The following is a 22,092-nucleotide window of genomic DNA, read 5'->3' as shown; positions in this document are numbered from 1 at the left end:
GGCCGTCGGCCAGCGTCTCACCCTCCGTACGAACGGGGAACGGCTCGATCGACAGACCTACGCCGGCGGGATCCGGTCGAACGTGTCGGGGTTCGGGCCGGTGCGTTCGTCCCGGTTCAGGCCGTCGATGTCGGCCAGGTCCTCGTCGCTGAGCGCGAAGTCGAACAGCTCGAAGTTCTCCTGGACGCGGGCGCGGGTCACAGACTTGGGGAACACGACGTGACCCCGCTGCACGTGCCAGCGCAGCGTGACCTGGGCGGGCGACCGGCCGTGGGTGCGCGCTACCCGCTCGATCGTCGGGTCGTCCAGCACCTTGCCCTGCGCGATCGGCGACCACGCCTCGACGGCGATCCCGTGCTCGCGGCCGTACTGCGTCAGCTCGCCCTGCGTCAGGTAGGGGTGGACCTCGATCTGGTTCACGGCGGGCACGATCGTGGTCTCGGCCTCCAGGCGTCGCAGGTGCGCCGGCTGGAAGTTGGAGACGCCGATCGCCTTGGCCCGGCCCGAGCCGTAGATGTCCTCGAGCGCCTTCCAGGTGTCGACGAAGTTGCTGAGCATGGCCAGCGGCCAGTGGATCAGGAACAGGTCCACGTGGTCGGTGCCCAGGCGGTCCAAGGACCGTTCGAACGCCTCGAGCGCGGCGTCCGGGGCGTGCGCCGCGTTGTTCAGCTTGGTGGTGACGAACACGTCCCCACGGTCCAGCCCGGACTCGGCCAGCGCCTCGCCGACCCCCTGCTCGTTGCGGTAGCTCTGGGCCGTGTCGATGTGCCGGTAGCCCACGTCGAACGCCTGCAGGACCGCGTCCTTCGTCTCCTCCGGCGGGATCTGGAAGACGCCGAAGCCCAGCTGCGGGATCTCGGCGCCGTTGTTGAGCGTGAGTCGTGGAACGGTGGTCATGTCGTCCATTCGACATCCCACGTGCACGGGGTGCCGCTCGAATCCCACGGACCGGACGACGGGCGCCTGCCGGTGGGCGGTGGGAAGGTCGAAGGATGCTGAGCCACCCACTGTCCGCTCGCGTGCTCGGTCCCGTCCTGTGGCCGGGCGAGGAGGGGTTCGCCGACGAGGTCCTCGCCCACAACCGGGCGGTCGTGCACACGCCCGAGCTCGTCGTCGGAGCCACGAGCACGCAGGACGTCGTCGAGGCCGTCCGCTGGGCCGGGATGCAGGGTCTCCCGCTGACCGTGCTGGCCACGGGTCACGGCGCCCGGACCCCGGTCGCCTGCGGCGTCATCGTCACCACCCGTCGGATCACGGGCGTGCGCGTGGACCCGGACAGCCGGACCGCGACGATCGGCGCCGGCTCGGCCTGGACGGACGTCGTGCCCGCGGCCGACGCGGCGGGGCTGACACCCGTCGCCGGGTCGTCCACGCACGTCGGCGTGGTCGGGTACCTGCTGGGTGGGGGCCTCGGGCCGCTCGCGCGCAGCCACGGGTTCAGCTCGGACCAGATCGAGTCGCTGACCGTCGTGACCGGGACGGGGGAGGTGGTCGAGGCGAGCGCCGGCGAGCACCCGGACCTCTTCTGGGCGCTCCGGGGAGGCCGCGCCGGGCTCGGCGTGGTGACCCAGGTCCGCCTGCGGCTCGTCTCGGTGCCCGAGCTGTACGCCGGGTCGCTGTTCTTCGACACCGACCACGTGCCGACGGTGCTGCGCGAGTGGCTCGCGTGGACGCAGGTCGCGGACGAGGTCACCACCACCAGCGCGGCGATCGTCCGGTTCCCCCCGTTCGACGCGGTCCCGGCGCCGCTGCGCGGACGCACCGCCCTGTCGCTGCGGTTCGCGCGCCCGGGCGATGCGCGCACCGGGGCGCTCGTCGCGGAACCGTTGCGCGGGCTGGCCCCCGTGCTCCTCGACGGGCTCGGCGTCCTGCCGGTGGCGCAGGCCGAACGGATCCACAACGACCCGACCGACCCCGCCCCGAGCTGGGTGCGCGGCCTGATGCTGTCGCGGTCCGACGACCAGCTGGCGACCACCGTCCTCGCGCACGGGGGTCCGGCGGTCGACCACCCTTTTCTGTCCGTCGAGCTGCGGCACGTCGCCGGCGCGACGGGTCGCGACGTGCCGGGCGGCTCGGCGGTCGCGGGTCGCGGTGCCGCGTTCACGTTCGGCGTGCTCGGCATCGACCCGGCGGCGTTCGAGACGGTGCTCCCCGCGGCGGCCGAGTCGGCGTTCCGGGCATTGCGGCCGTGGGCGTCCGAGGAGCTCAACCCCAACTTCTCCGGGGCCGGACCGGCGCGCTGGAGCGTGGCGACGACCGACCGACTCGGCGAGACCCGGCGCCGGTACGACCCGGCGGGAGTGTTCTCCCTGGTCTGAGGCCATGGGGAGGCGGCGTGCAGGGCGTCCCGGTCCGCGGAATTGGCTCACCCGCTCACGGCACCCTCTGCCAGGCTGTGGCGGCGCCGCACGCGCAGGCACATGACGAGAGGGTCGGATGACGTTCGCAGGGGAGCGAGGCAGGGCGCCGCACGGCAGGGCAGTGCGAGGCGTGGCACTGCAAGGCATGGCACTGCAAGGCATGGCACTGCAAGGCTGGACACGCCGAGGTGTCGCGGGTGCGTTCGCTGCGGTCGTCGGGGTGACGCTGCTCGCGGCGTGCACGTCCGACCCGCCCGGTCCGGAGGCCGCCAGCAAGGCGCTCGCCGCGGCGCTGGCGTCGGGGAAGTTCGGGTCCGCGCCGCTGGCCTCGACGGATGCGAGCACGGCGGCGACCCAGTGGGCGGCGGCCTACAAGGGCCTGGACCCGTGGACGCCGACCGTCGCCGTCGAGTCCAGCACGGTCGACCCGAAGGCGAAGGACTCCGCGACGGCCGTCCTGAAGTTCACCTGGGACGTGGACGCCAGCGACAAGGACTGGACCTACCAGACGCGCGCCAAGCTCACCCGCGGCAAGGACGACACCTGGCGGGCCGCCTGGTCGCCGGCGCTCCTGGCGCCTGACCTCGCCGCGGCCGAGGTGCTGCAGGTCAAGCGCACGCCCGCCGACCGCGCAGGCGTGCTCGGCGCCGGCGGCACGCCGATCGTCGAGCCGCGCCCCGTGAACCGCGTCGGTGTCGACAAGACCCACGTCACGGACCCCGCTCAGCAGGCCGCCTCCGCGCAGGCGCTCGCCACGGCGGTCGGCATCGATCCCGTTGCGTACGCGGCGAAGGTCGCGGCCGCTGGACCGAAGGCGTTCGTCGAGGCGATCGTGCTGCGCGACGGCGACCCGTCGTACGACCTGGCCGCGCTGCGCGCGATCGCCGGCGTCCGTGCCATCGCCGACTCCCTGCCGCTCGCGCCCAGCCGATCGTTCGCGCGGCCGATCCTCGGCACGGTCGGCGACGCGACCGCCGAGATCGTCCAGCAGTCCGACGGTGCCATCAAGGCCGGCGACCTCACCGGCCTGTCCGGGCTGCAGCGGCAGTTCGACGCACAGCTGCGCGGGATCCCTGGCCTGACGATCGAGGCGTCGTCGACCGACGGTTCCGCGGTCCGTGACCTGTTCGACCAGGCGGCGGTCCCGGGCACGCCACTGCAGACCACGCTCGACATCACGCTCCAGCAGGCCGCCGAGAACGTGCTGGTGGGCGTCACGCCGGCCAGCGCGATCGTCGCCATCCGCCCCTCGACCGGTGACGTCCTGGCCGCGGCCAGCGGCGCGGGTGGGGCGGGGATGTCGACGGCGACGCTCGGCCAGTTCGCCCCGGGGTCGACGTTCAAGGTGGCCACCACGCTCGCCCTCCTGCGTTCCGGGCTCACGCCGGACTCGACGGTCACGTGCCCGACGAGCGTCACGGTCGACGGTCGCGAGTTCGACAACTTCCCGGGCTACCCGGCCGGCAAGCTCGGCAGCGTCCCTCTGCGCACGGCGTTCGCCAACTCGTGCAACACCGCGTTCATCTCGTCGCGGGACTCGGCGACCCAGGACGCCCTCATCGACGCGGCCGGCTCGCTCGGGCTCACCCCGACCGCGAGCCTCGGGTTCCCCGCGTTCCTCGGCGCGGTGCCGGGCGACTCCGACGGGACCGGCCATGCCGCCTCGATGATCGGGCAGGGCCGCGTGCTCGCCTCCCCGCTCGGGATGGCGACGGTGGCGGCGTCGGTGGCCAAGGGGTCGACCGTGGTCCCGCGCCTGGTCGTGCTGCCCGAGGGCACCGCGACGCCGAGGGCGACGGACGACCCGACCGCGCAGGCAACGCCGGCCGACCGCCCCGCCGTGCCCCTGACGGCCGACGAGGCGGCGACGCTCAAGTCGCTCATGCGCAGCGTCGTCACCGAGGGCGGCGCCACGTTCCTGCAGGACGTGCCGGGCGGCGAGGTGGACGCCAAGACGGGAACCGCGCAGTTCGGCGACGCGGGCAACCTGCAGAACCACGTGTGGATGATCGCGATCCAGGGTGACCTGGCGGTCGCGGTGTTCGTCGACGTCGGCGACTTCGGCTCGACCACGGCGGGCCCGCTGCTCGAGTCGTTCCTGCGGGCGGCGCAACCGCAGGGGTAAACAGCTCGTGCGTCTCGACACAATGGCGGGGTGCTCCTCACCCTGACCTCGACCTCGACACCGAACGTGCCCTCCGCGACGGACCTCGGGTTCCTGCTGCACAAGCACCCCGACCGCGCGCAGACGTTCGAGCTGTCGGTGGGTCGGGCGCACGTGTTCTACCCGGAGGCGTCGGACGACCGCTGCACCGCGGCGCTCCTGGTGGAGGTCGACCCGGTCGACCTCGTGCGCGGGCGGCGGTCCGGCGGGGCGCTGACCGACTACGTGAACGACCGGCCGTACGCGGCCAGCTCGCTGCTCGCGGTGGCGATCGGACGCGTGTTCCGCACGGCGATGAGTGGCACCTGCGCGGTGCGACCGGACCTCGAGGGCGTCGTGATGCCGCTCGAGGTGCGCGTGCCGGCCGTCCCGGAGCCGGGCATGGTCGCCCGCCTGTTCGGGCCGCTCGGCTGGTCCGTCGAGGTGGACGTGCCGCTGCTCGACCCGGAGGTCCCGTCGTGGGGGCCGGCGCCGTACGGCGACGTCCGGCTGACCGGCGTCCTGACCGTCGCCGAGGCCCTGCGGCACCTCTACGTCCTGCTGCCGGCGCTCGACGGCGGCAAGCACTACTTCGTGGGTCCCGACGAGGTCGACAAGATCGTCCGGGCGGCCGGCGAGTGGCTCGGTGGCCACCCGGAGCGGGACTGGATCCTGCGCCGGACCTTGGCCCACCGGCGCGAGTACGTCGCGGACGCGGTGGCGTTGCTGGCCGAGCTGGACGGGGTGGTCGCCGACGCCGGGCCGGGCACCGTCGGAGTCGTCGCAGATGTGGGTCGACCGCTCGCGGCGGAACGTCGCGACGCCGTCCTGGCCGAGCTGCTGCGCTCGGGTGCCCGGTCGGTCGTCGACGTCGGGTGCGGCGAGGGAGCACTGCTGCGCGCGCTGCTGGCGGACCCGACGTTCACGCGGGTGGTCGGTGCCGACGTGTCGGTCGCGGCGCTGCAGCGGGCGGCGGTCGGTCTCGACCGGCTGCCGGACTCGGTCCGGGCCCGGCTGACGCTGCTGCAGTCGTCCGTGACCTACCGCGACGACCGTCTCGCCGGTGCCGACGCGATCGTGCTCATGGAGGTGGTCGAGCACGTCGACCTGGACCGGCTGCCGGCGCTCGAGCAGACGGTGTTCGGAGCGGCGCGGCCGCGAACCGTCGTCGTGACCACCCCGAACGCGGAGCACAACGTCCGCTACCCGCACCTGCACGCCGGGGGTCTGCGGCACGCCGACCACCGGTTCGAGTGGACGCGTTCGGATCTGGCGGACTGGGCGTCGCGCGTCGGCTCGGAGTACGGCTACACGTCCCGGACCGCCCCGGTGGGTCCGGTCGACGACGAGGTCGGGCCGCCGACCCAGCTCGTCGTCTTCACGGCGCGGGATGCCGCATGACCGCCCTCGAGATCCCGGAGCTGTCGCTGGTGGCGCTCGTCGGGGCGTCCGGGTCGGGCAAGTCGACGTTCGCGCGCGAGCGGTTCGGCCCGTACGAGGTGGTGTCCAGCGACTTCTGCCGTGCCATGGTGAGCGACGACGAGACGGACCAGGACGCCACCAAGGACGCGTTCGAGCTGCTCGGGGTCATCGTCGGCAAGCGCTTGGCGCGGGGACGCCTGACCGTGGTGGACGCGACGAACGCGCAGCGGGACGCGCGCAAGCACGTGGTCGAGCTGGCACGCGCCCACGACGTGCTGCCGGTCGCGATCGTGCTGGACCTGCCCGAGCGGGTGTGCCTGGAGCGCAACGCGGGCCTCGGCGAGCGGATGCTCCCGGCGCGCGTGGTGAAGCGCCAGGCCGACCTGGTGCACCGGGCCGTCCGTGGTCTGCAGCGCGAGGGCTTCCGGCAGGTGCACGTGCTGCGCACGCCGGAGGAGGTCGACGCCGCGGTGCTGAGCCGGGTTCCGCTGCGCAACGACCTGCGTCGGCTGCACGGCCCGTTCGACGTGATCGGCGACGTGCACGGCTGCCGGTCGGAGCTCGAGTCGCTGCTCGGGCTGCTGGGGTACGTGCTGGTGCGCGACGCCGAAGGCCGGCCGGTCGACGCGGTGCACCCGGACGGGCGGACCGTGGTGTTCCTCGGGGACCTGGTGGACCGCGGGCCGGACTCGCCGGGCGTCCTGCGCCTGGCGATGGGGATGCACGCCGCGGGCCACGCGCTCGTGGTGCCGGGGAACCACGAGAACAAGCTCGTGCGCGCGCTGGACGGTCGGTCCGTGACGGTGAGCCACGGGCTGGAGACGACGCTCGCGCAGATGTCGTCGGAACCGGCCGAGCTGACCGCGACGGTCCGCGCCTGGCTCGACGCGCTGGTCAGCCACCTCGTGCTCGACGACGGTCGGCTGGTGGTCGCGCACGCCGGGCTCAAGGAGGCGTACCACGGCCGCACCTCGGGCCGGGTGCGCAGCTTCGCGCTCTATGGCGACACCACCGGCGAGACCGACGAGTACGGGCTGCCGGTCCGCCTGCCGTGGGCCGACGACTACCGCGGCTCGGCGATGGTCCTGTACGGGCACACGCCGACGCCGGTCCCGCAGTGGACCAACAACACGATGTGCCTGGACACCGGGTGCGTGTTCGGGGGCCACCTGACCGCGCTGCGCTACCCGACGAAGGAGCTGGTGCAGGTTCCGGCCGAGCGCGTCTGGTACGAGCCGGTCAAGCCGTTCCAGGTGGGACCGGCCCGCGCGGGCGACGTGCTGGACATCCGCGACGTGCTCGGGCGACGGGCGGTGGAGACCCGGCACCACGGGCGTATCACGATCGACGAGCGGAACGCCGCAGCCGCCCTGGAGGTGATGAGCCGGTACGCCCAGCATCCGCGCTGGGTGCCGTACCTCCCGCCGACCATGGCGCCCGTGGCCACGTCGTCGCTGCCGGGGATCCTCGAGCACCCGGCGGAGGCGTTCTCGGCGTACCTCGCGGCCGGGGTCTCGCACGTGATCTGCGAGGAGAAGCACATGGGCTCGCGGGCCTGCCTGCTCGTGTGTCGCGACGAGGAGACGGCGACCCGACGGTTCGGCGCACCGGCGGGCGAGACCGGTTCGGTGTGGACGCGGACCGGGCGCGCGTTCTTCGACCGTCCCCTGACCGAGGAGCTCCTGGGCCGCCTGCGCGCCGCCGTGACCGCTGCCGGGCTCTGGGACGAGCTGGGCACGGACTGGCTCGTGCTCGACGGCGAGCTGCTGCCGTGGTCGCTCAAGGCCGGCCCGCTGCTGCGCGAGCAGTACGCGGCGACCGGTGCGGCCGCGTCCTTGATGCTGCCCGCTGCCCTGGACGCCCTGTCGCTGGCAGCGGCGCGCGGCATCGAGGTCGGAGCGCTCGCCGATCGCACCGGTGCTCGTCACGAGGACGCCGAGCTGTACCGCGACGCGTACCGCCGGTACGTCTGGCCGACCGACGGGCTCGACGGCGTGCAGCTCGCGCCGTTCCAGGTGCTCGCCTCCGAAGGGTCCACGTGGAACCACCGGGACCACGCCTGGCACCTGGCGCTCGCGGACCGGCTGGTCGCCGCGGATCCGGCACTGCTGCGCACCACGCGTCGGCTGGAGGTGGATGCGGCCGACGGCGCGGCCGGGATCGCGTGGTGGGAGGAGCTCACGGCTGCGGGCGGCGAGGGGATGGTGGTCAAGCCGTTCGACAACCTGGTGCACGTACCCCGGGGGCTGGTGCAGCCGGGTCTCAAGGTGCGTGGACGCGAGTACCTGCGGATCATCTACGGGCCGGACTACCTGCGCCACCTCGACCGTCTCTCGGTGCGCTCGCTCGGCCGGAAGCGAGGTCTGGCGCTGCGCGAGTACGCGCTGGGCCTGGAGTCGCTGGACCGGTTGGCGGCCGGGGAGCCGCTGTGGCGGGTGCACGAGCCGGTGTTCGCGGTGCTGGCCCTGGAGAGCGAACCGGTGGACCCACGGCTGTGAGGAGACCGGTGTGTGAGAACGTCGTCCCTTGTGAGCGACGACGACACACGAACCCAGTACGAGCGCATGGTCGCCGGTGACTGGTACGAGGCCACGCCCGACCTGGTGACCATGACCAACGAGGCCCAGGAGCGGGCACACCTGTACGCGGACGCGTTCCGGGTGGACGCCGACGCGGCCCAGGTCGAGCTGCGCGCGCTGCTGGGCTCGCTCGGCGACGAGACGATGATCCGCCCGCCGCTGTACGTCGACTACGGCGTGCACATCCACGTCGGCGCGCGGACGTTCGTCAACTTCGGCCTGGTGGCGCTGGACGTCGCCCCGATCCATATCGGCGACGACGTGCTGCTGGGTCCGAACGTCCAGCTGCTCACGCCCGTGCACCCGGTCGAGCCGGCCGCGCGCAGCGCCAAGCTCGAGTCCGCCAAGCCGATCACGATCGGCAACAACGTCTGGCTCGGTGGCGGCGTCATCGTGTGCCCGGGCGTGACGATCGGTGACAACACGGTCGTCGGCGCCGGGTCGGTGGTCACCAAGGACCTGCCGGCGAACGTCGTCGCGGTGGGCAACCCCGCGCGCGTGGTCAAGGAGGTCTAGGTGAGCGTCGGCGTCCTGCTCCCCAGGGATCTGCCGGTCGAGCAGCTGGTCCCGTACGCCCGCAAGGCCGAGGCGCTCGGGTTCGCCGAGATCTGGGTGGTCGAGGACCTGCCGTTCCGCGGTGGGATCGCGCAGGCCGCCGTGGTCCTGGCGAGCACCGACCGGATCCGGGTGGGCGTCGGCATCCTGCCCGCGGCGGTCCGCAACCCGGCCTTCGCGGCCATGGAGGCGTCCACGCTCGCCGCGCTGTACCCCGGGCGGCTCGTGCTGGGTGTCGGGCACGGGATGCCGGGCTGGATTTCGCAGGTCGGTGCGTGGCCTGACAGTCCGTTGACCCTGCTGGAGGAGCATCTCAGCGCGGTCCGGGCCCTGCTCCACGGTGACCGGGTGACGCTCGACGGTCGCTATGTACATCTCGACGGCGTGCAGCTGTACGCACCGCCGGCCGAACCGCCGCCGGTCCTCGCGGGCGTGCGTGGGCCGCGGTCGCTCGCCCTCGCGGGCCGGGTCGCGGACGGTGTCGTCCTGGCCGAACCGGTCACGCCCGAGTACCTGGCGATGGTCGCCCGGAGCGTCGGCCGACCGGTTCCCGTCGTCGCCTACTGCGTGGCCGCGGTCGACCGGGATGCCGACGCGGCCCGCGACCGGGTCCGGCTCGCCCTCGACTGGATCGGCGAGCCCGACTGGGAGCCGCACATCGCGCCGCTGCCCTTCGCCGACGAGTTCCGCGCGCTGCGTGCGGCGTCGGGCAGCCGCGCCGAGTTCCTCCGGCGGATGCCCGCCCCCTGGGTGGACCAGCTGGCCGTCGTCGGGACCCCGGACGGGGCGCGCCGTCGCCTGGCCGAGCTGCACGCCGCCGGCGTGACCTGCGCGGTCCTCATCCCGGCCGGCCCCGACGCCTTCGGCGAGCTGGACGGGCTAGCGTCGCTCGTATGAGTCGAGTGGTGGTCACCGGTGGCAGCGGCAAGCTCGGGCGTGCGGTCGTCACGCACCTGGCCGAGCAGGGGTACGACGTGGTCAACGTGGACGCCGTGCCGCCGCCCGCGGGTCAGGCGGCGCTGTTCACCCGGGTCGACCTCACCGACCTGGGACAGGTGACCGAGGCGCTCACGGGCATCGACGACCGCTACGACGGCGTCGACGCGGTGGTGCACCTCGCGGCGATCCCCGCACCGGGGCTGCGCACCAGCGGAGCGACCTTCGCCAACAACGTGCCGAGCACGCACAACGTCTTCTCCGCCGCGAGGCGGGCGGGCATCCGCAACGTCGTCTGGGCCTCGAGCGAGACCGTGCTCGGCCTGCCGTTCGAGACGCCTCCGCCGTACGCCCCCGTCGACGAGGAGTACGCGGTCCGGCCGGAGAGCACCTACTCCCTCGGCAAGGCGGTCGAGGAGGAGATGGCCCGCCACTTTGCGCGCTGGGACCCTACGACGAAGCTCATCGGGCTGCGGTTCTCGAACGTCATGGACGTCGAGGACTACGCCGAGTTCCCGTCGTTCGAGGACGACCCGCGCCGTCGGATCTGGAACCTGTGGAGCTACATCGACGCCCGCGACGGCGCCCTCGCGGTGCAGCGGGCGCTGGAGAGCGAGCTCACGGGGTTCGAGGCGTTCATCGTCGCGTCCCCGGACTCCGTCATGACCACGCCGTCGGCCGATCTGCTCGCGCGGTACTTCCCGGACGTGCCCCTCAAGCGACCGGTCAGCGGCACCGAGACGCTGCTGTCCATCGACAAGGCCCGCCGGCTGCTGGGCTACGACCCGACGCACACCTGGCGGGACCACGTCTGAGCCGCGCTACGCCCGAGCCGCACTACGCCTGAGCCGCGCCGCGCCTGGACCCTGCCGGTCTGCGCGAGCCCGCGGGCGTGAGATCGTTCGCCCGTGAGCAGACGATGACGGTGCGACACGCCCTCGCGCGCGGCTACTGGCGGATGAGCCGGTGGACGCTCGCCGGCGAGCGCGTCCCGAGCGACGGGGCGGGGTTGCTCGTCGGCGCGCCGCACACGTCGAACTGGGACTTCGTCCTGATGCTCGCCATCGCCGGCGAGGCCGACCTGCGCATCAGGTGGCTGGGCAAGCACGGGCTCTTCCGAGGAGTCGCCGGGCCGATCATGCGAGCGCTCGGTGGAATCCCGGTGGACCGTGCCAACCCGGCGGGCCTCGTCGACGAGCTGATCGCGCGGATCCAGGGCGGCGACCGGTTCTACCTCGTCGTGACGCCCGAGGGGACGCGCAACGGTGACGGCTGGAAGTCGGGCTTCTACCGGATCGCCCGCGCCACGGGTCTGCCCGTCACGCTCGGCTACGTCGACCGCACGACGATGACCACCGGCCTCGGCCCGACGCTCGAGCTGACCGGCGACATCGCGGCGGACATGGACGTCGTCCGCGCGTTCTACGCCGACAAGTCGGGCTTCGTGCCTGCGCGCCGCACGGAGCCGCGCCTGCGGGAAGAGCTGTAGCGAGCGGGCCAGCTCCGGGCGGTGCGCTGCGAGCTCTCGCCCGGCCGAGGGGCGGCTGTCGGAGGGCTTCGCTACCGTCGAAGCATGACCACCACCGACGATTTCGACTGGTCGCTGAACGAGGTCCCGACGGCTCGCGCCGCCGTGCGCAGCCAGCTGGAGTACTCCTGGTTCGAGCTGCGCGGCCGGCTGACCACCGTCACGCAGGACGAGTTCACGTGGGAGCCCGTACCCGGTGCGCTGTCCGTCCGACGGCGTGCGGAGTCCACCGCGGCCCGCACGTTCGGGGTCGGCGAGTGGGTGGTGGAGTGGCCCGCGGGGCGTGACGAGCCGGGTCCACGCACCGTCGCCTGGCTGGTCGCGCACCTGACCGAGGTGCTCACCGAGAGGTACGACTGGACGTTCGGCGAGCACCGGCTGCGACGGCCGGACCTCAGCTACTCCGGGGAGGTCGGGACGGCGGTCGCGGCTCTGACGGCCGTGGCCGACGCGTGGCGGTCGGGCATCGCGGAGATGGCCGACGACGACATCTTCACGGTCGGGTTCAGCCAGGCCACGGAGATCGACGCGCAGGCACCCTTCGCGCAGCTCGTCCTGCACGTCAACCGCGAGCTCATCCACCACGGCTCGGAGATCTTCACGCTCACCGACCTGTACCGGGTGGGTCACCGTGGCTGAGAACCTGGTGGCCCGGGCCACCTTCCAGATCCAGGCGTCCGCCGCGGATGTCTGGTCCGTGCTCGTCGACCCGACGCAGCGGTGGATGGTCGGATCGACCGTGACCAGCACCTACGTCGTCGGCGACCCCATCACGTTCGACGGAGAGTGGGAGGGCAAGCCGTTCCAGGACCACGGCGAGATCGTCGAGGTCGATCCGCCACGGCTGCTGCGGTACACGCACTGGTCGCCGCTCTCCGGGCAGCCGGACGTGCCCGAGAACTACCACCACCTGACGTTCTCGCTGGCCGAGTCCGACGGCACCACGACCGTCGTCCTGGAGCAGGACGGGAACGGGTCGGCCGACGAGGTCGCGCATGCCGAGGGTCTCTGGCGGCAGGTCCTCGAGGCGCTCGCGGCCTCGGTCGCCCCAGATGCGTGACGCGTCGACCGGACGTAGCGTCGAGATGTTGCCAACCCGAGGGGAGTGATTCTGATGGGCATCGACGACAAGATCTCCAACGCTGCCGAGGAAGCCAAGGGGAAGGTCAAGGAGGGCGCCGGCAAGGCGACCGACGACCACCGCCTCGAGGCAGAGGGCAAGGCCGACCAGGCCAGTGCCGACCTCAAGCAGGCAGGCGAGAAGGTCAAGGACGCGTTCAAGTAACGGACCGTCCCCGAACTCTGGCCCCCGCTTCTCGATGACCGAGAGGTGGGGGCCTTGCTCTGTCCAGCCGCTCGCCCGCAACACCTCTTGCGCAATAACTGTTGCGCAATAACTGTTGCGCGTTCTAGGGTGACGGCATGAGCGCGGACGACACCACCGGATCCCACCCCTTCGCGGGTGCGGAGCGGACCAGCGACCCGGACCGCATCCGCGCGCTCGCCCACCCGCTGCGGCTGACGCTGCTCGACTACCTCGACGACGTCCGGGAGGCCACCGCCACGCAGTGCGCCCAGCACACGGGCGAGACCGTCGCCAACTGCTCGTTCCACCTGCGGGTGCTCGCGCGCTACGGGTTCATCGAGCCGGCTGAGCGCCGCGGTCGCGAGCGGCCGTGGCGGCGTGCAGAGCGGCGCGAGATGTTCACGCCTGACGAGTCGGTCCCGGGCTCGGTCCACGCGATCGCCGAGCTCGCGGAGATCGCGGTCCGGCAGGAGGTCGACCGGTTCGTCCAGGCGCTGCGAACGCGCGCGGACCGTGCTGACGAGCTCGCAGGTCAGCGCGCCGCGCTCGCGATGAACCGGGAGTCGTTCTGGGCGACACCCGACGAGGCGGCAGAGCTCAACGACGCGGTCTCCGCCCTCATCGAACCGTTCCTGGCCCGATCGACCGACGCGTCGGCCCGTCCGGCCGGCGCCCGGCTCATGCGCTGGCTCACCACCAGCCACCCCGATCCCGCGTTCTCTGAAACACCCGGTCCGGAGGCGTCCGACGCCCCCCAGCAGCAGGATCCGAACTCTTCCGAGGAGGCGTGACATGGTCGCGCTGACGTACGACGTGCGCACGGTGCGCATCCCGATCCCCCGACTCGCCCTCGGCGCCGGCCGAGACCGCCTGCGCCGGGTGCGCCCGCCCGCAGCGGACCGCCCCCACTGGGCCCGGACCGAGCTCGTCGCCGCCGAGCGCCGCCGGGAGACTCATCGCGACGCGGCGTTCTCCACGCGCGCAGGCGCAGGATTCTGACCGCTTTCACCCGCGAGCGGGCCATCCGGCCCGACCTCGGCGCCGAACAACCAGCGACAGATCCCTTCGACGTCCGGTGCAACGGCTTCCCATGTCCCTCGTCCTGCTCGTGGCCGCGTCCGCTCCCTCGGCGGCGGACCGCGCGCCCGCCGCAGAGCGAGCGACCGCACGGTGGGGCACACTGGCCCGCGTGGAGCCAGCCTCGAGACCTCCCGGTCCCGCCGCTGACCCCGTCGCGCCCGGACGGGGTCCCGTCCCCCGGCTTCTCGAGGACCGTCCCGCGACCGCGGAAGCGCTACTCGCTGCGGTCGCGGCCGGCGACGACACCGCGTTCGCGGCCCTCTACGACGCCCTCGGCCGCAGCGTCTTCGGCACCTGCCTGGGGGTCCTGCGCGACCCCGACCACGCAGCCGAGGTCGCCCAGGAGGTCTGGGTCGAGGTCTGGCGGCAGGCTCCGCGGTACGACGCCGGCCGCGGGTCGGCGCGCACCTGGGCGCTCACTCTCGCGCACCGTCGGGCCGTGGACCGCGTCCGCTCCGTCCAGTCGCAGCGCGACCGCGACCAGCGCGACCTCGACCTGAGCGCCGAGCGTCCGTTCGACGTGGTCGCCGACGAGGTCGAGTCCGCCCTCGAGCAGACCCGCGTCCGGGACTGCCTCGGCACGCTGACCTCCACCCAGCGCGAGGCCGTGGTGCTCGCCTACTACGGCAGCCGCACCTACCGTGAGGTGGCCGACGAGCTGTCCGCGCCGCTGCCCACTGTGAAGTCGCGGATCCGGGACGGGTTGCTCCGCCTGCGCGACTGCCTGGGGGTGAGCGCATGAACGAGTCCCGCCCTCAGGACGAGCGGGCCGCCGACGATGCCCGCTCGCTGCTCGGCGCCTACGCGCTGGACGCCGTCGACCCGGACGAGCGAGCGGCGGTCGAGGCACTCGTCGCGACCGACCCGGCCGCGGCTCGCGAGCTGGCGTCGCTGCTCGAGGTGGCGGCGACCCTCGGCGACGCCGTCGCTGCCGATCCGCCCGCGACCCTGCGTGCCTCGGTCCTCGCACAGGTCGCCGGGACGGCGCAGGCCGGGCCGCTCGCCGGGCCCCGTCATGCGGTCGGCTCGCCGCCCGCTCGAGCCGCCGCCGCCTCGTCGGAACCCGGACCCGCGCAGGTCACCGACCTGTCCTCACGCCGACGTCCGAAGGCCCGGTGGCTCGCGATCGCGGCGGCCGTGGTGATCGGGGCGGCGATCCCGACGGCGCTCGCCGTCCAGCAGGCGCAGCGGGCGGACCACGCGGAGCAGCAGCAGCAGGCGCTCGCCGACCTGCTGACCGACCCGTCGGCGGTCGTCGTGCACGGGATGATGCCCGGCGGTGGCACGGCGACGGCGGTCATGACCGACTCGCAGGCCCTGATCAGCGCCTCGGACATGCCGGATCCCGGCGCGGGGCACGTCTACCAGCTGTGGGTGGTCAGCGGCGGCGCCGCGACGTCCGCCGGCATCCTGGCCGACAGCGGCGGCAGCGCCCGAGCCCTCACCGACGACTTCGCCTCGGGCGACTCCCTCGCGGTCACGGTCGAACCCACCGGCGGCTCGGCCCAACCGACGACGCCGCCGGTCCTGGTCATGTCCGCCACCTGACTCCGGCCCGGCACGACGAGATCGGCAGCTCGCCTCGACACCGGCGGTTCACGGTGCCGTTCTCGCGGGCGCTGCGGAGACCAGACAGGTGGGTCTTGCCCTGGCACGACGACACCCCCCGCGCCGTACCCAGCGCAGGGGGTGTCGTGCCCACCGGTCGTCAGGGGAGAGACCGGGAGTGCGGGGCGCTCACATCGTCGGCATGAGCACCGTGTCGATGAGGTACACGGTCGCATTGGCGGTGTGGACGCCGCCGCAGATGACCTTGGCGCCGTTCACGGTCATGGCGTCACCCGTGCCTTCGACGTCGACCGTGCCGCCCTCGACCGTGGTCTGGGTGCCGTCGACCTTGTCCGGCGAGAGCTGCCCGGGCACCACGTGGTAGGTCAGGATCTTCGTGAGCGTGGCGGAGTCGGTCTTGAGCGAGTCGATCGTCGCGGCGTCGATCTTGCCGAACGCGTCGTCGACCGGCGCGAAGACGGTGAACTCGCTCCCGTCCAGCGTGTCGACCAGGTTGACGTCCGGGTTGAGCTTGCCGGACACCGCCGCGGTGAGCGTGGTCAGCAGCGGGTTGTTCGACGCGGCCACGGCGACAGGGTCGGTCGACATGCCGGTGACGGACCCGGGCCCGGTCGGAACCTGCGCGGCGTAGCCGGCACAGCCGGGGCCGACGAGGTCGGCGGCGGGGTCGGCCGTCATCGCGTCGCCAGCCATGGCGGAGGGTGTGTCGGACGGCATCGCCATCGCGGAGTCGTTCGACGAGGACCCCGCCGTGTCGTTGTTCGACGAGCAGGCCGTGAGCGCGAGGCCTGTGACGCCGGCGAGAAGGACGGCGGCGATGCGTGTGCGGTTCGAGGTGCGCATGGTGACTCTCCCTGATGGTCGTGGGCCGGGCGGTGGCCCGGTCGTCCCCTTGTCGCTCGGGGGTTCGGCGCGGTCGGGCAGCCGGATGGGTCCGGATCGTCGGCAGTTTTCCGACGACGCGAGCGGCCCTGTCTGCCGCCACCCATCCACGGGGGTCGCCGTGGCGAACCCAGGCCATGGACCTGCTCACGCTCGCGCTCATCGGCCTCGTCGGTGGCCTCATCACCGGCATCTCGCCCTGCATCCTGCCCGTGCTCCCGGTGGTGTTCTTCGCCGGGGGCGTCGAGGCGGCCCGGGACCGACCCGCCGTAGCGAACCGCGCAGCGCCGCGCGGCATGGTGGTGGGCGCGATGCCGCAGCCGTCGTTCCTCACGCGCACGTCGCCCGCGGCGGCCACGGGCGCCGGCGCCACGTCGGAGAGCCCGGTCGCCGTGCTGGACCGCGCCGAGGCGGGCGCCAAGGCCGACCGTGCGGCCGCGCGTCGGCCGTACCTGGTGATCGCCGGGTTGGTCACCAGCTTCACGCTGGTGACCCTCGTCGGGACCGTCGTGCTCAACCTGCTCGGGCTTCCGCAGGACCTGCTGCGGTGGGCGGGCATCGTCGTGCTCGGCCTGCTGGGTCTCGGCCTGCTGGTCCCGCGGTTCGAGGAGCTGCTCGAGCGGCCGTTCGCCCGGCTCACCCCGAACCGGGTGCCGGGCAAGGGGCGCGGCGGGTTCGTTCTCGGTCTCGGCCTCGGCGCGGTCTACGTCCCGTGCGCGGGCCCGGTGCTGGCGGCGATCACCGTGGCGGGCGCGACCGGGACCGTCGGCGTGGGCACGATCGTCCTGACGGTGACCTTCGCGCTCGGAGCGGCGATCCCGCTGCTGGTCCTGGCGCTGGCTGGTCGTCGGGTGGCCGAGCGGATCGCGGCGTTCCGTACCCACCAGAGGGCGATCCGTGCGGCGGGGGGTGCGCTGATGATCGCTCTCGCACTCGCGCTCGCCTTCAACGTGACGGACGCGATCCAGCGGGCGCTGCCCGGGTACACCGACGCGCTGCAGTCGAAGGTCGCCTCGAACGAGACGGTCCAGCGACAGCTCGACCTGGGCGGACTGGTGACGGCCGAGAACGCGAAGATCGCCGACTGCACCAACGACTCGACGGCGCTCGAGGACTGCGGCACGGCCCCGGCGATCCGCGGCATCGACACGTGGCTGAACACACCCGACGGCGCGCCGATCGATCTCGCGAGCCTGAAGGGGAAGGTCGTGCTGATCGACTTCTGGGCGTACTCGTGCATCAACTGCCAGCGCTCGATCCCGCACGTGACCGCGTGGGACAAGGCGTACCGCGACGCGGGTCTGGTGGTCATCGGGGTGCACACGCCCGAGTACGCGTTCGAGCACGAGACCCGCAACGTCGTCGACGGGGCCAAGAGGCTGGGCATCACCTACCCGGTCGCCCAGGACAACTCCTACGCCACGTGGACCGCCTATCGGAACCGCTTCTGGCCGGCGCACTACCTGATCGACGCGTCCGGCACGATCCGTCAGGTGTCGCAGGGCGAGGGCGGCTATGCGGCGACCGAGACGCTGATCCGCACCCTGCTCACCCAGGCGAACCCGGATGTCCGGCTGCCGGCCTCGACCCAGGTCCAGGACACGACGCCGACCGGCAGCCTGACGCCCGAGACGTTCCTGTCGATCGGCAAGCACAGCAACGTGGCGGGCGACTACCGGGAAGGCACGGCGACCTACACGCTTCCCGCGAACCAGGAAACAAACACAATTGCACTCGGCGGCACATGGACAACCGACTATCAAGGCGCGACGGCCGGGCCCGACGCAGTGGTCCGGCTGAAGTACCACGCGTCCGTGGTCCAGGCGGTCATCGGTGGAGTTGGCGCCGTAAAGGTACGGATTCCGCACACAAATGGAGCGGCTACCGCCGATCTCGTCGTCAATGTCACCGGGACGCCGCGAGCGTATCCGCTGGTCAGCGGCACGAAAGCGGTGGACGGCACGCTCGAGCTGCATGTGCCGGAAGGTGTGCAGCTGTACTCGCTCACCTTCGGCTGAGGTGCCCTCTGACCGAGTTGACCGCCGGGATTGCACCGGGTGAACGCATAACGAGGTCTCAGCAACCGCTCAGATACCGCCAACCGGGTGAAATGGACGGCCGTCCGGAGTTGAGCGGGACCGATCACTTCCGTCACAGACACCTGTCGTCTAATGTCGCACTTGTCAGCGAAACGGCAAACCCTCCGCAAGGAGGGGACGCAAAGCCACGGGACCTACACGGTCAGCCGGGCTACCGAACAGACAGGACAGCCACATGGACCAGCGTGGGTACTCAGTCGACCCGTCCGAGGCACCGATCCCGGTCACGGGTGCGTTTCCCGTCACACGTCTCCAGGCGTGGGCCGGTCTCGCCGCTCGCGGCAAGGCGATCGAGCTGATCCCGGCGCAGCGCGAGCATGCCGCCGCCTGAGCCCTTCCCGGCTCGGCAACAGCCAAGACCTCCGGTCATCGACCGGGGGTCTTGTCGTGTCTTCCGATGTCTCATGCGCCCGTTTGGGGCACCTCGTGCAGATTCTGTGCATTGTCGGTTAGCCTCAGCGCAGCGGGCCGGTCACTCGGGGCGGGCCCAGGTGGAGAGAGGGTCGCATGAACAGCTTTTCGCAGTGGTTCTGGCTGCTGATCTGGTGGTTCCTGTTCGTCGTCTACCTGATGATCCTTTTCCAGATCATCGGAGACCTGTTCCGCGACCACAAGCTCAGCGGCTGGTGGAAGGCGGTCTGGATCATCTTCCTGATCGTGGCTCCGTTCCTCACCGCGCTGATCTACCTGATCGCACGTGGCACCGGCATGGCCGAGCGCCAGGGCAGGGCGGTCCAGGCGGCGCAGGCCAACACGGACTCCTACATCCGCGAGGTCGCCGGCTCGGGCAAGTCGCCCGCCGACCACATCGCCGACGCCAAGGCGCTGCTGGACTCGGGCACGATCTCGCAGGCCGAGTTCGACACGCTGAAGGCCAAGGCGCTCGCCTGACCCGCAGCTGAACGAGACTCCGGGCCGGTACCCCACGTGGGTGCCGGCCCGGAGGTCTGTCCGGGCTCACGAGCGACGGCTCAGAGCTCGCCCTTCTTCTGCAGGTACTGCATGGCCACCCAGCCGATGGGGATGCGCAGCCAGTACGTCACCACGCGGAAGACCACCGCGATCGACGTGGCGATACCGGCGTTGATGCCGGTCACGCTGGCGAGCGTGCCGGCGAGCGCCAGCTCGATGGTGCCCATGCCGCCGGGCGTCGGGATCAGCGCGCCGGCCGTGTTGCCGGCCAGGTAGACCAGCGCGACCTGGATGAGCGACGCGTGCTGCCCGAAGGCCTGCATCGAGGCGTAGAACGCGAAGATGAAGCCGAGCGTCATGAGCAGGTTGCCGGCGAGCGCCAGGACCAGGCGCCAGGGCTGGCCGACGACCTCGATGAGCCGGGGCCACGTCTGGCGCAGCGTGGGCAGCGTCTTGGCCAGCACCCATTGCCGGACACGTGGGATCAGCAGCGAGGCCGCCACGAGGGCTGCGATGATGCCGATGACGATGAGCACCGCCGGCGAGATCGGGAGTGCGGACTCCTTGTTGCCGGACGCGAGCGTGAGCACGATCAGCAGCCCGAGGGTCACGATCAGCTGACTGACCTGCACGAGCGCGACCGTCGCAGCGGACAGGGTGGCCGTGACGCCGCGCTTGGTCAGCATCCGCAGGTTCAGGGCCGCGGGCCCCAGGCCGGCGGGTGCCGCAAGCGCGACGAATGCGGCGGCGGTCTGCACGAGGATCGTCGTCCAGAGCCGGAGCTTGACGGGTGAGAACGCGACGAATGCCAGTGCGGCACCGACGAGCGTGAGCAGTCCGAGGGCGAACGCCAGCGCGGTCCAGCGCCAGTCGCTCTGACCGAGGGCCGACGAGATCTCGTGGATGTTGATCGACGTGACGACGAACAAGATGGCGACGATCGGCACGACGACGGTCAGCACCGTCCGCGCGCCGAACCGGACCAGCTGCTGCGGCGCGACGTCGGCCTCGGGCAGCCGCGCGACGAGGGCCGACCGCAGCTCGGTGAGCACCTGCTTGTGCGCACGCATCTCGTCACGGGTGAGCCGCGGCAGCGAGATCGTCTGCAGCAACGGCCCGATGGCGCCGATGTCGTGGTCGGGCAGCACGTCGACGGCCGAGCCCACGGCGCGCGCTGCACCGACGCGCAGGGCGAGGAGGGCGACGAGCTGGGTGACGTCCATGCGGCGGGCCAGCTCGGAGGACGCCACGTCGCCCAGCTCCCAGGACGTGATCCACACGACGGGTCTGCCGACCACGTCCTCGACAAGGATGACGTCGCTGGTCAGCGCGCGGTGCGCGATCCCCGCCTCGTGCGCGAGGCGCAGCTGCGCCCAGATCTCCGCGAGCAGGTCGTCGGTGAACTGGTCGGCCTCCAACGACGCCAGCGGGACGGCGTGCCCAGGTCGTTCCTGTACCAGCAGCATCGAGTCCTCGGCCTCGGCGAGGCTCAGCAGCTTCGGGGTGCGGACGCCGGCGGCTCGTGCCGCGTAAGCCAGGAGCGCCGCTCGTTCGGCCGCCTGCCTCAGCGAGACGACCGAACGTCCCTCGATGCCGCGCATCCGCAGGGTCCGCCACAGCCGCGTGAGCATGCCGACCACCTGGCGGTCCCCGTCGATGACGACGAGGTCGAGGTCGTCGCCGGCTTCCGTCGTGAGGGCGTAGACCCGGTCGCGCGTCGACCGGGTGAGGGCCTGCGCGGCGGGGTCGGTGCCCAGGGCCGGTACGGGCACCTTGGAGTCGGCAGCCTCGGCGTCGGTGGTCGGGTCGGCGACGCGCACGATGCGCACGGGCTCGAACCCCGCGCGGCGGACGCCCCCGACCAGGCTCTCGGCGTAGGCGCGTTCCGACCGGACCCCGGAGAGGTACCGCACGCCCAGCCCGGCGACGCGGCCGATGAGGAACGAGACCATCAGGCCCGGCAGCGAGACCCCGGCGGTGATGAGCAGGACGCCTGCCGCGACCCAGAGCAGGTTCCACGACCACTTCACGGTCCGGCGACGAGAGCGAGGTCCGACGACGGTCAGCAGACCGACGAGCAGGGCGACGTAGCCGGGGAGCGTGACCACCCACTCGCCCTCGGTCCGGATGGACAGCCCGACCGAGAGCTCGGTGGACGCGAAGTTCTCGATGACGTACCGGACGACCTCGTTGAGCAGCACCGCGGCCAGCGCCGCGAGCAGCCCCTCGAGCAGCTGGCGCCCCAGCCGCCGGATGGCCAGCTCCGTGATGACCGCCAACGGGACGACGAGGGTGACGAAGCCCTCGAGCACCTGCACGGGGACGAACAGGATCTCGGACAGCAGCGAGGCGAAGCCCTGGACGTCCTCGGCCACGCCGGTCGTCGTGTTGTGGGCGTACGTCGCCAGGGCCAGGACCAGCACGACCCCGAGCAACGACAGGATCATGCTGAGCAGGTCGCTCGGATGGTGCACGCGCGCGCTCGGGATGTCGACGATCTCGATCGGCGCCCGGACGTCGTCGGCAGGAGCGGCAGCCGGCGGTGCGACGACGGCTGCCGCAGCGGCGACGTCGTCGGCCGCCGCGCGACTGGCGGACGGCGTCGCGGGCATAGGGGCGAGTCTAGGAGCCCAGGCCGTCAACTCCCCGTTGTTGTGGCCTGCCTCGCGGGGTGGTCCTGCGCACACGCGCCGCCGCCGGCTGCCGGTGTTGTGGCGGTCT

General features: G+C 72.2%; 21 protein-coding genes and 1 riboswitch. Of the genes, 18 read left to right on the top strand and 3 right to left on the bottom strand.

The window, feature by feature from the left end:
• Positions 1 to 57: 57 nt before the first annotated feature.
• Positions 58 to 897 (bottom strand): aldo/keto reductase, encoded by an 840-nt coding sequence (locus tag ACPPVS_RS18300; RefSeq protein ID WP_426593668.1) that lies wholly within the window; start codon positions 895 to 897, stop codon positions 58 to 60.
• 95 nt (positions 898 to 992) lie between these two features.
• On the opposite strand from ACPPVS_RS18300, the gene ACPPVS_RS18295 reads away from it, so the two are divergent.
• The 15 genes from ACPPVS_RS18295 to ACPPVS_RS18225 all read left to right on the top strand — a co-directional run bounded on the left by ACPPVS_RS18295 (position 993) and on the right by ACPPVS_RS18225 (position 15,457).
• A complete protein-coding gene (locus ACPPVS_RS18295; RefSeq protein WP_426593666.1) occupies positions 993 to 2,318 on the top strand; it encodes an FAD-binding oxidoreductase in 1,326 nt (441 codons plus the stop codon).
• Positions 2,319 to 2,520: 202 nt separating this feature from the next.
• Complete coding sequence (locus tag ACPPVS_RS18290; protein ID WP_426593665.1) at positions 2,521 to 4,485, top strand: penicillin-binding transpeptidase domain-containing protein; 1,965 nt, start codon at positions 2,521 to 2,523, stop codon at positions 4,483 to 4,485.
• A 30-nt stretch (positions 4,486 to 4,515) separates the two neighbouring features.
• Positions 4,516 to 5,904, top strand: a complete 1,389-nt coding sequence (locus ACPPVS_RS18285) for a 3' terminal RNA ribose 2'-O-methyltransferase Hen1 (RefSeq protein ID WP_426593664.1) — start codon at positions 4,516 to 4,518, stop codon at positions 5,902 to 5,904.
• Positions 5,901 to 8,423: a polynucleotide kinase-phosphatase gene (locus ACPPVS_RS18280; RefSeq protein WP_426593663.1), complete on the top strand. Its 2,523-nt coding sequence runs from the start codon at positions 5,901 to 5,903 to the stop codon at positions 8,421 to 8,423. The genes ACPPVS_RS18285 and ACPPVS_RS18280 overlap by 4 nt, the downstream gene beginning before the upstream one ends.
• A gap of 30 nt (positions 8,424 to 8,453) precedes the next feature.
• Positions 8,454 to 9,020: a sugar O-acetyltransferase gene (locus tag ACPPVS_RS18275; protein WP_426593662.1), complete on the top strand. Its 567-nt coding sequence runs from the start codon at positions 8,454 to 8,456 to the stop codon at positions 9,018 to 9,020.
• The gene (locus ACPPVS_RS18270; protein WP_426593661.1) at positions 9,021 to 9,956 is read left to right on the top strand and encodes an LLM class flavin-dependent oxidoreductase; all 936 of its coding nucleotides are present in this window, start codon (positions 9,021 to 9,023) and stop codon (positions 9,954 to 9,956) included.
• On the top strand, positions 9,953 to 10,810 hold the full coding sequence (locus tag ACPPVS_RS18265; protein WP_426593660.1) for an NAD-dependent epimerase/dehydratase family protein: 858 nt from the start codon (positions 9,953 to 9,955) through the stop codon (positions 10,808 to 10,810). Before ACPPVS_RS18270 ends, ACPPVS_RS18265 begins: the two co-directional genes overlap by 4 nt.
• A 104-nt stretch (positions 10,811 to 10,914) precedes the next feature.
• Positions 10,915 to 11,484, top strand: coding sequence for a 1-acyl-sn-glycerol-3-phosphate acyltransferase (locus tag ACPPVS_RS18260; RefSeq protein ID WP_426593659.1), 570 nt, complete (start codon positions 10,915 to 10,917; stop codon positions 11,482 to 11,484).
• Between the two features lie 84 nt (positions 11,485 to 11,568).
• On the top strand, positions 11,569 to 12,162 hold the full coding sequence (locus ACPPVS_RS18255; RefSeq protein ID WP_426593658.1) for a DinB family protein: 594 nt from the start codon (positions 11,569 to 11,571) through the stop codon (positions 12,160 to 12,162).
• Positions 12,155 to 12,583, top strand: coding sequence for an SRPBCC family protein (locus ACPPVS_RS18250; RefSeq protein WP_426593657.1), 429 nt, complete (start codon positions 12,155 to 12,157; stop codon positions 12,581 to 12,583). The genes ACPPVS_RS18255 and ACPPVS_RS18250 overlap by 8 nt, the downstream gene beginning before the upstream one ends.
• A gap of 54 nt (positions 12,584 to 12,637) precedes the next feature.
• The gene (locus ACPPVS_RS18245) at positions 12,638 to 12,808 is read left to right on the top strand and encodes a CsbD family protein (RefSeq protein ID WP_426593656.1); all 171 of its coding nucleotides are present in this window, start codon (positions 12,638 to 12,640) and stop codon (positions 12,806 to 12,808) included.
• A 137-nt stretch (positions 12,809 to 12,945) separates the two neighbouring features.
• Complete coding sequence (locus ACPPVS_RS18240; protein ID WP_426593655.1) at positions 12,946 to 13,620, top strand: winged helix-turn-helix domain-containing protein; 675 nt, start codon at positions 12,946 to 12,948, stop codon at positions 13,618 to 13,620.
• 1 nt (position 13,621) lies between these two features.
• Positions 13,622 to 13,828, top strand: a complete 207-nt coding sequence (locus ACPPVS_RS18235) for a hypothetical protein (protein ID WP_426593654.1) — start codon at positions 13,622 to 13,624, stop codon at positions 13,826 to 13,828.
• Between the two features lie 190 nt (positions 13,829 to 14,018).
• Positions 14,019 to 14,651: an ECF RNA polymerase sigma factor SigK gene (gene sigK, locus ACPPVS_RS18230; RefSeq protein WP_426593653.1), complete on the top strand. Its 633-nt coding sequence runs from the start codon at positions 14,019 to 14,021 to the stop codon at positions 14,649 to 14,651.
• A complete protein-coding gene (locus ACPPVS_RS18225) occupies positions 14,648 to 15,457 on the top strand; it encodes an anti-sigma factor domain-containing protein (protein WP_426593652.1) in 810 nt (269 codons plus the stop codon). Before sigK ends, ACPPVS_RS18225 begins: the two co-directional genes overlap by 4 nt.
• A gap of 189 nt (positions 15,458 to 15,646) precedes the next feature.
• Here the strand turns inward: ACPPVS_RS18225 and ACPPVS_RS18220 are convergent, their stop codons facing one another.
• Positions 15,647 to 16,321, bottom strand: a complete 675-nt coding sequence (locus ACPPVS_RS18220) for a fasciclin domain-containing protein (RefSeq protein WP_426593651.1) — start codon at positions 16,319 to 16,321, stop codon at positions 15,647 to 15,649.
• 176 nt (positions 16,322 to 16,497) lie between these two features.
• Between ACPPVS_RS18220 and ACPPVS_RS18215 the strand changes: the two genes are divergently transcribed.
• The 3 genes from ACPPVS_RS18215 (at position 16,498) to ACPPVS_RS18205 (ending at position 19,350) form a co-directional block, all read left to right on the top strand.
• Positions 16,498 to 18,378 carry a cytochrome c biogenesis protein DipZ gene (locus tag ACPPVS_RS18215; protein WP_426593650.1) on the top strand — a complete coding sequence of 627 codons (1,881 nt, stop codon included), beginning with the start codon at positions 16,498 to 16,500 and terminating at the stop codon, positions 18,376 to 18,378.
• A 165-nt stretch (positions 18,379 to 18,543) separates the two neighbouring features.
• Positions 18,544 to 18,618: riboswitch (cyclic di-GMP riboswitch) on the top strand.
• 16 nt (positions 18,619 to 18,634) lie between these two features.
• Positions 18,635 to 18,790, top strand: coding sequence for a hypothetical protein (locus tag ACPPVS_RS18210; protein ID WP_426593649.1), 156 nt, complete (start codon positions 18,635 to 18,637; stop codon positions 18,788 to 18,790).
• A gap of 176 nt (positions 18,791 to 18,966) precedes the next feature.
• Positions 18,967 to 19,350 carry an SHOCT domain-containing protein gene (locus ACPPVS_RS18205; RefSeq protein ID WP_426593648.1) on the top strand — a complete coding sequence of 128 codons (384 nt, stop codon included), beginning with the start codon at positions 18,967 to 18,969 and terminating at the stop codon, positions 19,348 to 19,350.
• Positions 19,351 to 19,430: 80 nt separating this feature from the next.
• On the opposite strand, the gene ACPPVS_RS18200 is transcribed toward ACPPVS_RS18205, so the two are convergent.
• Positions 19,431 to 21,983 carry a flippase-like domain-containing protein gene (locus tag ACPPVS_RS18200; RefSeq protein ID WP_426593647.1) on the bottom strand — a complete coding sequence of 851 codons (2,553 nt, stop codon included), beginning with the start codon at positions 21,981 to 21,983 and terminating at the stop codon, positions 19,431 to 19,433.
• Between the last annotated feature and the right edge of the window lie 109 nt (positions 21,984 to 22,092).

The sequence above is a fragment of the Cellulomonas sp. McL0617 genome, assembly GCF_049994875.1.
GTDB lineage: Bacteria > Actinomycetota > Actinomycetes > Actinomycetales > Cellulomonadaceae > Cellulomonas.
This window is presented reverse-complemented; position numbering and strand designations above follow the sequence as displayed.

Excerpts from the sequence above, each read along its gene's own strand:
- ACPPVS_RS18300 (WP_426593668.1), bottom strand. The coding sequence starts at position 897 with ATGACCACCGTTCCACGACTCACGCTCAACAACGGCGCCGAGATCCCG.
- ACPPVS_RS18295 (WP_426593666.1), top strand. The coding sequence starts at position 993 with ATGCTGAGCCACCCACTGTCCGCTCGCGTGCTCGGTCCCGTCCTGTGG.
- ACPPVS_RS18290 (WP_426593665.1), top strand. The coding sequence starts at position 2,521 with ATGGCACTGCAAGGCTGGACACGCCGAGGTGTCGCGGGTGCGTTCGCT.
- ACPPVS_RS18280 (WP_426593663.1), top strand. The coding sequence starts at position 5,901 with ATGACCGCCCTCGAGATCCCGGAGCTGTCGCTGGTGGCGCTCGTCGGG.
- ACPPVS_RS18265 (WP_426593660.1), top strand. The coding sequence starts at position 9,953 with ATGAGTCGAGTGGTGGTCACCGGTGGCAGCGGCAAGCTCGGGCGTGCG.
- ACPPVS_RS18260 (WP_426593659.1), top strand. The coding sequence starts at position 10,915 with ATGACGGTGCGACACGCCCTCGCGCGCGGCTACTGGCGGATGAGCCGG.
- ACPPVS_RS18255 (WP_426593658.1), top strand. The coding sequence starts at position 11,569 with ATGACCACCACCGACGATTTCGACTGGTCGCTGAACGAGGTCCCGACG.
- ACPPVS_RS18245 (WP_426593656.1), top strand. The coding sequence starts at position 12,638 with ATGGGCATCGACGACAAGATCTCCAACGCTGCCGAGGAAGCCAAGGGG.
- ACPPVS_RS18240 (WP_426593655.1), top strand. The coding sequence starts at position 12,946 with ATGAGCGCGGACGACACCACCGGATCCCACCCCTTCGCGGGTGCGGAG.
- ACPPVS_RS18235 (WP_426593654.1), top strand. The coding sequence starts at position 13,622 with ATGGTCGCGCTGACGTACGACGTGCGCACGGTGCGCATCCCGATCCCC.
- ACPPVS_RS18225 (WP_426593652.1), top strand. The coding sequence starts at position 14,648 with ATGAACGAGTCCCGCCCTCAGGACGAGCGGGCCGCCGACGATGCCCGC.
- ACPPVS_RS18220 (WP_426593651.1), bottom strand. The coding sequence starts at position 16,321 with ATGCGCACCTCGAACCGCACACGCATCGCCGCCGTCCTTCTCGCCGGC.
- ACPPVS_RS18215 (WP_426593650.1), top strand. The coding sequence starts at position 16,498 with ATGGACCTGCTCACGCTCGCGCTCATCGGCCTCGTCGGTGGCCTCATC.
- ACPPVS_RS18210 (WP_426593649.1), top strand. The coding sequence starts at position 18,635 with ATGGACCAGCGTGGGTACTCAGTCGACCCGTCCGAGGCACCGATCCCG.
- ACPPVS_RS18205 (WP_426593648.1), top strand. The coding sequence starts at position 18,967 with ATGAACAGCTTTTCGCAGTGGTTCTGGCTGCTGATCTGGTGGTTCCTG.
- ACPPVS_RS18200 (WP_426593647.1), bottom strand. The coding sequence starts at position 21,983 with ATGCCCGCGACGCCGTCCGCCAGTCGCGCGGCGGCCGACGACGTCGCC.